A 4842-nucleotide genomic window follows, 5' to 3' on the forward strand; every position below is an offset into this window, starting at 1 on the left:
GATATGACGGCCCGGCGCGACCATGCGGCCAAGGAGAAAACCATGTCACACAATCTGCAGTTCTACATCGATGGCGCGTGGGTCGATCCTGTTGTGCCCAACCCATTGGACGTCATCGATCCCTCGAATGAGGACGCTTTTGCGCAGATTTCGCTCGGCTCCAAGGCCGATGTCGACAAGGCGGTGGCTGCCGCCAAGCGCGCCTTCAACGGCTTTGGTTTCACCGAAGTTAGCGAGCGGCTCGACCTGTTGAATCGCATCATCGCGGTCTACAAGAAGCGCAGTGGCGATCTTGCGGTTGCCGTGTCGCGCGAGATGGGCGCGCCGCGCCAGATGGCGTTGGACAGCCAGGTCGGCATTGGGCTGGCGCATCTGACCAAAATGGCCGAGACGCTGAAGGCTTTCGAATTCCGCCACGTGAAGGGCAATCATCTCGTGGTCAAGGAGCCGATCGGTGTCGTCGGGCTGATCACGCCGTGGAACTGGCCGCTCAACCAGATCACCTGCAAGGTGGGTCCGGCGCTCGCCGCCGGCTGCACCATGGTGCTCAAGCCATCCGAGATCGCGCCGCTCGACGCCATCATCTTCGCCGAGATCCTCGACGAGGCCGGCGTGCCGAAGGGCGTCTTCAACCTCGTCAATGGCGACGGACCGGGCGTCGGCCAGGCGTTGTCCAGCCATCCTGACATCGACATGATGTCGTTCACCGGTTCGACCCGCGCCGGCATCCTGGTGGCCAAGGCCGCTGCCGACACGGTCAAGCGCGTGCATCAGGAGCTTGGTGGCAAGTCGGCCAACATTCTGTTCCCCGACGTCGACCTCGCAAGCGCGGTCAGCAAGGGCGTGGCCGGTTGCTTCAGCAACAGCGGCCAGTCCTGCAACGCGCCAACGCGCATGTTCGTGCCGCGCGAGCGCCATGACGAGGCGGCCGGCTATGCCAAGGTTGCGGCGGAAAAATTCACCGTCGGTCCGGCCGACGCTGCCGGCACCAAGCTCGGCCCGGTCGTCAGCCAAGTTCAGTTCGACAAGATCCAGGACCTGATCCAGGCCGGCATCGACGAGGGTGCGACGTTGGTCGCCGGCGGCCCCGGCCGTCCGGCCGAACTCAACCGCGGCTACTATGTCAGGCCGACGGTGTTCGCCGACGTTACCCACGACATGCGCATCGCGCGCGAGGAGATCTTTGGGCCGGTACTGGCGATCATGCCCTATGACAGCGTCGACGAGGTGGTCGAGACCGCCAACGACACCGTCTATGGCCTCGCCTCCTACATCCAGGCCAAGGACATGAAGAAGGCGCGCGAAGTCGCGGCGCGCATGCGCACCGGCAATGTCTACATCAACTATCCCCAGTGGGACGCCGGCCTGCCGTTCGGCGGCTACAAGCAGTCGGGCAATGGCCGCGAATATGCCGAATACGGACTTGAGGATTTCCTCGAGATCAAGGGCATCGCGGGATATGAAGCGGCTGAGTAGGCACCGTACAGTGTGATGCAATAAAGGGCGCGGCCTGCGGTGTGGGCCGCGCCTTTTCATTTTGCAGCCAAGCCTTGCCATCTCCGCATTCTTGCCAATTGGCAAATACATGCTATATATCTGCCAATCAGCAAGGTGAACGCAATGCAGCTTCAATCCATCGTCACCACGCCGGCCACGTTCGGAGCCGCTATCTCGGATGAAGAAGCGGGCGCGCTGGCGCGCACAACGGTCAATCTGTTCAAGGCCTGGAACCTCACCGACCTGGAGGCCTGCATCCTGCTCGGCGGTATGTCGGCGCGCACCTGGGCACGCTGGAAGACTGGGGCGAAGGAAGGTGGCATCGGCAGGATCGACCGCGACCTGCGCACCCGCATGGCGCATCTGATGGGCATCCACAAGGGCCTGCGCTACCTCTTCACGGAACCGGCGCGCGGCTATGCCTGGATCCGCAAGCCCAATGCCACCTTTGGCGGCCAGTCGGCGCTCGACCTGATGCTGCGCGGCGAAATCTCCGATCTCTCGGCGATGCGCGAATGGCTCGATGCGGAGCGTGGTGCATGGTGAGTGGGCTTGCGGTCCGTCGCCGCGTCGACTGGCACCAGACCTTCCGCATCATCCGTTCCATCCACCCACCGATCGACCTGTTCGAAGACATTGCCGACCCGCGCGACTGGGAGGCGCTTGCCGCCGTCGAGGCGAAGACAAACCCACGCATAAGGTTCGAGATCGGCGATCTCGGCAAGGTTTCGGCCGCAAGGCGGATTTCCGGCCCCGGCGCCAGTTTCGTGATGGCGCCCTTCGTGCATTGCTCGACGCTCAGACCAGGCCGCTTCTCGGATGGCAGCTACGGGATTTATTATGCGGGTGACAGCGAGGAGGTGGCGCTGGCCGAGACCATTCACCACCATCAGAAATTCATGCGCGCCACCAACGAAGGGCCGGGCTGGACGGCGGATTTCCGCGTGCTGATCGGCAACGTCGACCGCGACCTCGATGACGTCAACGCCGTGCCCGGCGTGCTCGACCCGGACGACTATTCCGCCTCGCAGGCGGAAGGGCGGGCGCTGCGGGCAGCAGGCAGCGACGGGCTGGTGTGGAACAGCGTGCGCATGCCGGGCGGCGGCTGCATCGGCATCTTCTGGCCCGATGTCATTGCCATTCCAGTGCAGGGCCGCCACTACAGCTACCACTGGGATGGTGCCCGGGTGGACTTCGTGCGCCAGCACGATACGGGAAAGGTGCTTGCCGTCACATCATAGCGGCGGACATCCTTTACAGATCGCGGGGGAGTCGATATTCACGAATCCATAAATCCAAGGATTCGGATATATGAATAGGAAGGGCACTTTGAACGCGCTGGCCGCACTTGGCCAGGAGACGCGGCTGGATGTCTTCCGGCTGCTCGTGCGTGCCGGCCCGGAAGGCATTCCAGCCGGCGAGATCGCAACGAGGCTGGACACGGTCCAGAACACCATGTCGGCGCATCTGAAGGTGCTCGCCCATGCCGGGCTGATCCGTCCCGAACGCGACGGAAGGACCGTGCGCTATGTCGCCGACATGACCGGCTTGCGCGACCTGCTGGCCTATCTGATGGAAGATTGCTGCAATGGCGCGCCGGAGCTCTGCCGCCCGGTCATCAATGCCGTGACCTGTGACTGCTGAGGGGCTTGTGACTGTCCGCCGCGCGCCGTTCGAACAAGGAAGCCATCATGACCGATCATGCTCTGAACACAGCTGAGGCGGTGCGGCCCGGCATCGGCTTCGTCGAGAAATATCTGACGGTGTGGGTGGCACTGTGCATCGTCGCGGGCATCGCGCTTGGCCATCTGCTGCCGGGCGTGTTCGGCGCCATCGCGTTGGCCGAGATCGCCAGGGTCAACATTCCTGTCGCCGTGCTGATCTGGCTGATGATCGTGCCGATGCTCTTGCGCGTCGATTTCGCCTCGCTGGCCAAGGTCGGCACCTATTGGCGCGGCATCGGCGTGACGCTGTTCATCAACTGGGCGGTGAAGCCGTTCTCGATGGCGCTGCTGGGCTGGCTCTTCATCGGCTGGTTGTTCCGGCCGTGGCTGCCCGCCGTGCAGATCGATTCCTACATTGCCGGGCTGATCATCCTTGCCGCGGCGCCGTGCACGGCGATGGTTTTCGTCTGGTCGAACCTGACGCGCGGCGAGCCGAATTTCACGCTGTCGCAGGTAGCGCTCAACGACGCTATCATGATCGTTGCTTTCGCGCCAATCGTCGGCCTGCTGCTCGGCCTGTCGGCGATCACCGTGCCATGGGGCACGCTGATGCTGTCGGTCGCACTCTACATCGTCGCGCCGGTGATCGTCGCGCAGTTGGTTCGTGGCCGGCTGCTGGCAGCGAGGGGACAGGCCGGGCTTGAGGCCCTGCTTGCCACGCTGCAGCCCCTGTCGCTGGTTGCCTTGCTGGCGACGTTGGTGCTGCTGTTCGGCTTTCAGGGCGAGCAGATCATCGCGCAGCCATTGGTGATCGTGCTGCTGGCGGTGCCGATCCTGATCCAGGTCTATTTCAATTCCGGTCTTGCCTATCTGCTCAACCGCCTCAGCGGCGAACGACACTGCGTGGCTGGACCATCGGCGCTGATCGGCGCGTCGAACTTCTTCGAGCTGGCGGTGGCCGCCGCGATCGCGCTGTTCGGGCTGAATTCTGGCGCGGCCCTTGCCACTGTGGTCGGGGTGCTCATCGAGGTTCCGGTCATGCTGTCGGTGGTGTGGATCGTGAACCGCAGCAAGGGCTGGTACGAGATGGGCGGCGCCGTCCGGAATACCATGTCGGCTGAGAGGACCTCGAAATGACCATCACCATCTACCACAATCCCGATTGCGGCACGTCGCGCAACACGTTGGCCATGATCCGCCAGTCGGGCGAGGAGCCGGAGGTGATCGAATATCTGAAGACGCCGCCATCGCGCGAAAGGTTGGTCGACCTGATCGCGGCGATGGGCATTACACCGCGCGCCCTGCTGCGCGAGAAGGGCACACCCTATGCCGAACTCGGCCTTGCCGACCCGAAATGGTCCGACCAGCAGATCCTCGATTTCATGCTGGCACATCCGATCCTGATCAACCGGCCGATCGTCGTCAGTCCGCTCGGCGTCGTGCTGGCGCGGCCGTCGGAAAAGGTGCTGGACATTCTGCCCAATCCGGACATCGGCACGTTCACCAAGGAGGATGGCGAGGTGGTCATTTACGCCTCGGGCAAGCGCCCCGGTTGACGCTATTTCCATAATTTTCGAAATTGGGTTGACGGCGCGAAAAGTGCTGCGTAGCTTATTTCCATGAGACTCGAAAAAGCAGCCGCGCAGCTTGAAGCGCTCGGCAATCCGACGCGGCTTCAGCT

Annotated in this window: 6 protein-coding genes; all 6 read left to right on the forward strand. The window is 63.2% G+C overall.

Annotated elements, in window-relative coordinates:
- The first annotated feature begins 42 nt into the window (after positions 1-42).
- The 6 genes from EN884_RS25920 to arsC all read left to right on the forward strand — a co-directional run bounded on the left by EN884_RS25920 (position 43) and on the right by arsC (position 4717).
- The gene (locus EN884_RS25920; protein WP_063170298.1) at positions 43-1476 is read left to right on the forward strand and encodes an aldehyde dehydrogenase family protein; all 1434 of its coding nucleotides are present in this window, start codon (positions 43-45) and stop codon (positions 1474-1476) included.
- A gap of 144 nt (positions 1477-1620) precedes the next feature.
- Positions 1621-2043: an MbcA/ParS/Xre antitoxin family protein gene (locus EN884_RS25925; RefSeq protein WP_013530547.1), complete on the forward strand. Its 423-nt coding sequence runs from the start codon at positions 1621-1623 to the stop codon at positions 2041-2043.
- Positions 2037-2738 carry an RES family NAD+ phosphorylase gene (locus tag EN884_RS25930; protein ID WP_063168660.1) on the forward strand — a complete coding sequence of 234 codons (702 nt, stop codon included), beginning with the start codon at positions 2037-2039 and terminating at the stop codon, positions 2736-2738. The genes EN884_RS25925 and EN884_RS25930 overlap by 7 nt, the downstream gene beginning before the upstream one ends.
- A gap of 70 nt (positions 2739-2808) precedes the next feature.
- Positions 2809-3141: a metalloregulator ArsR/SmtB family transcription factor gene (locus EN884_RS25935; protein ID WP_013530549.1), complete on the forward strand. Its 333-nt coding sequence runs from the start codon at positions 2809-2811 to the stop codon at positions 3139-3141.
- A gap of 92 nt (positions 3142-3233) precedes the next feature.
- Positions 3234-4298, forward strand: coding sequence for an ACR3 family arsenite efflux transporter (arsB, locus tag EN884_RS25940; protein WP_164747183.1), 1065 nt, complete (start codon positions 3234-3236; stop codon positions 4296-4298).
- Complete coding sequence (gene arsC, locus EN884_RS25945; protein ID WP_063168658.1) at positions 4295-4717, forward strand: arsenate reductase (glutaredoxin); 423 nt, start codon at positions 4295-4297, stop codon at positions 4715-4717. The genes arsB and arsC overlap by 4 nt, the downstream gene beginning before the upstream one ends.
- The last annotated feature ends 125 nt before the right edge of the window (positions 4718-4842 follow it).

It is taken from the genome of Mesorhizobium sp. M7A.F.Ca.AU.001.01.1.1, from assembly GCF_004022735.1.
In the GTDB taxonomy this organism is placed as follows: domain Bacteria; phylum Pseudomonadota; class Alphaproteobacteria; order Rhizobiales; family Rhizobiaceae; genus Mesorhizobium; species Mesorhizobium ciceri.

Bases quoted from the DNA above. Each gene is read 5' to 3' on its own strand.
- EN884_RS25920 (WP_063170298.1), top strand. From the start codon at position 43: ATGTCACACAATCTGCAGTTCTACATCGATGGCGCGTGGGTCGATCCT.
- EN884_RS25925 (WP_013530547.1), top strand. From the start codon at position 1,621: ATGCAGCTTCAATCCATCGTCACCACGCCGGCCACGTTCGGAGCCGCT.
- EN884_RS25930 (WP_063168660.1), top strand. From the start codon at position 2,037: ATGGTGAGTGGGCTTGCGGTCCGTCGCCGCGTCGACTGGCACCAGACC.
- EN884_RS25935 (WP_013530549.1), top strand. From the start codon at position 2,809: ATGAATAGGAAGGGCACTTTGAACGCGCTGGCCGCACTTGGCCAGGAG.
- arsC (WP_063168658.1), top strand. From the start codon at position 4,295: ATGACCATCACCATCTACCACAATCCCGATTGCGGCACGTCGCGCAAC.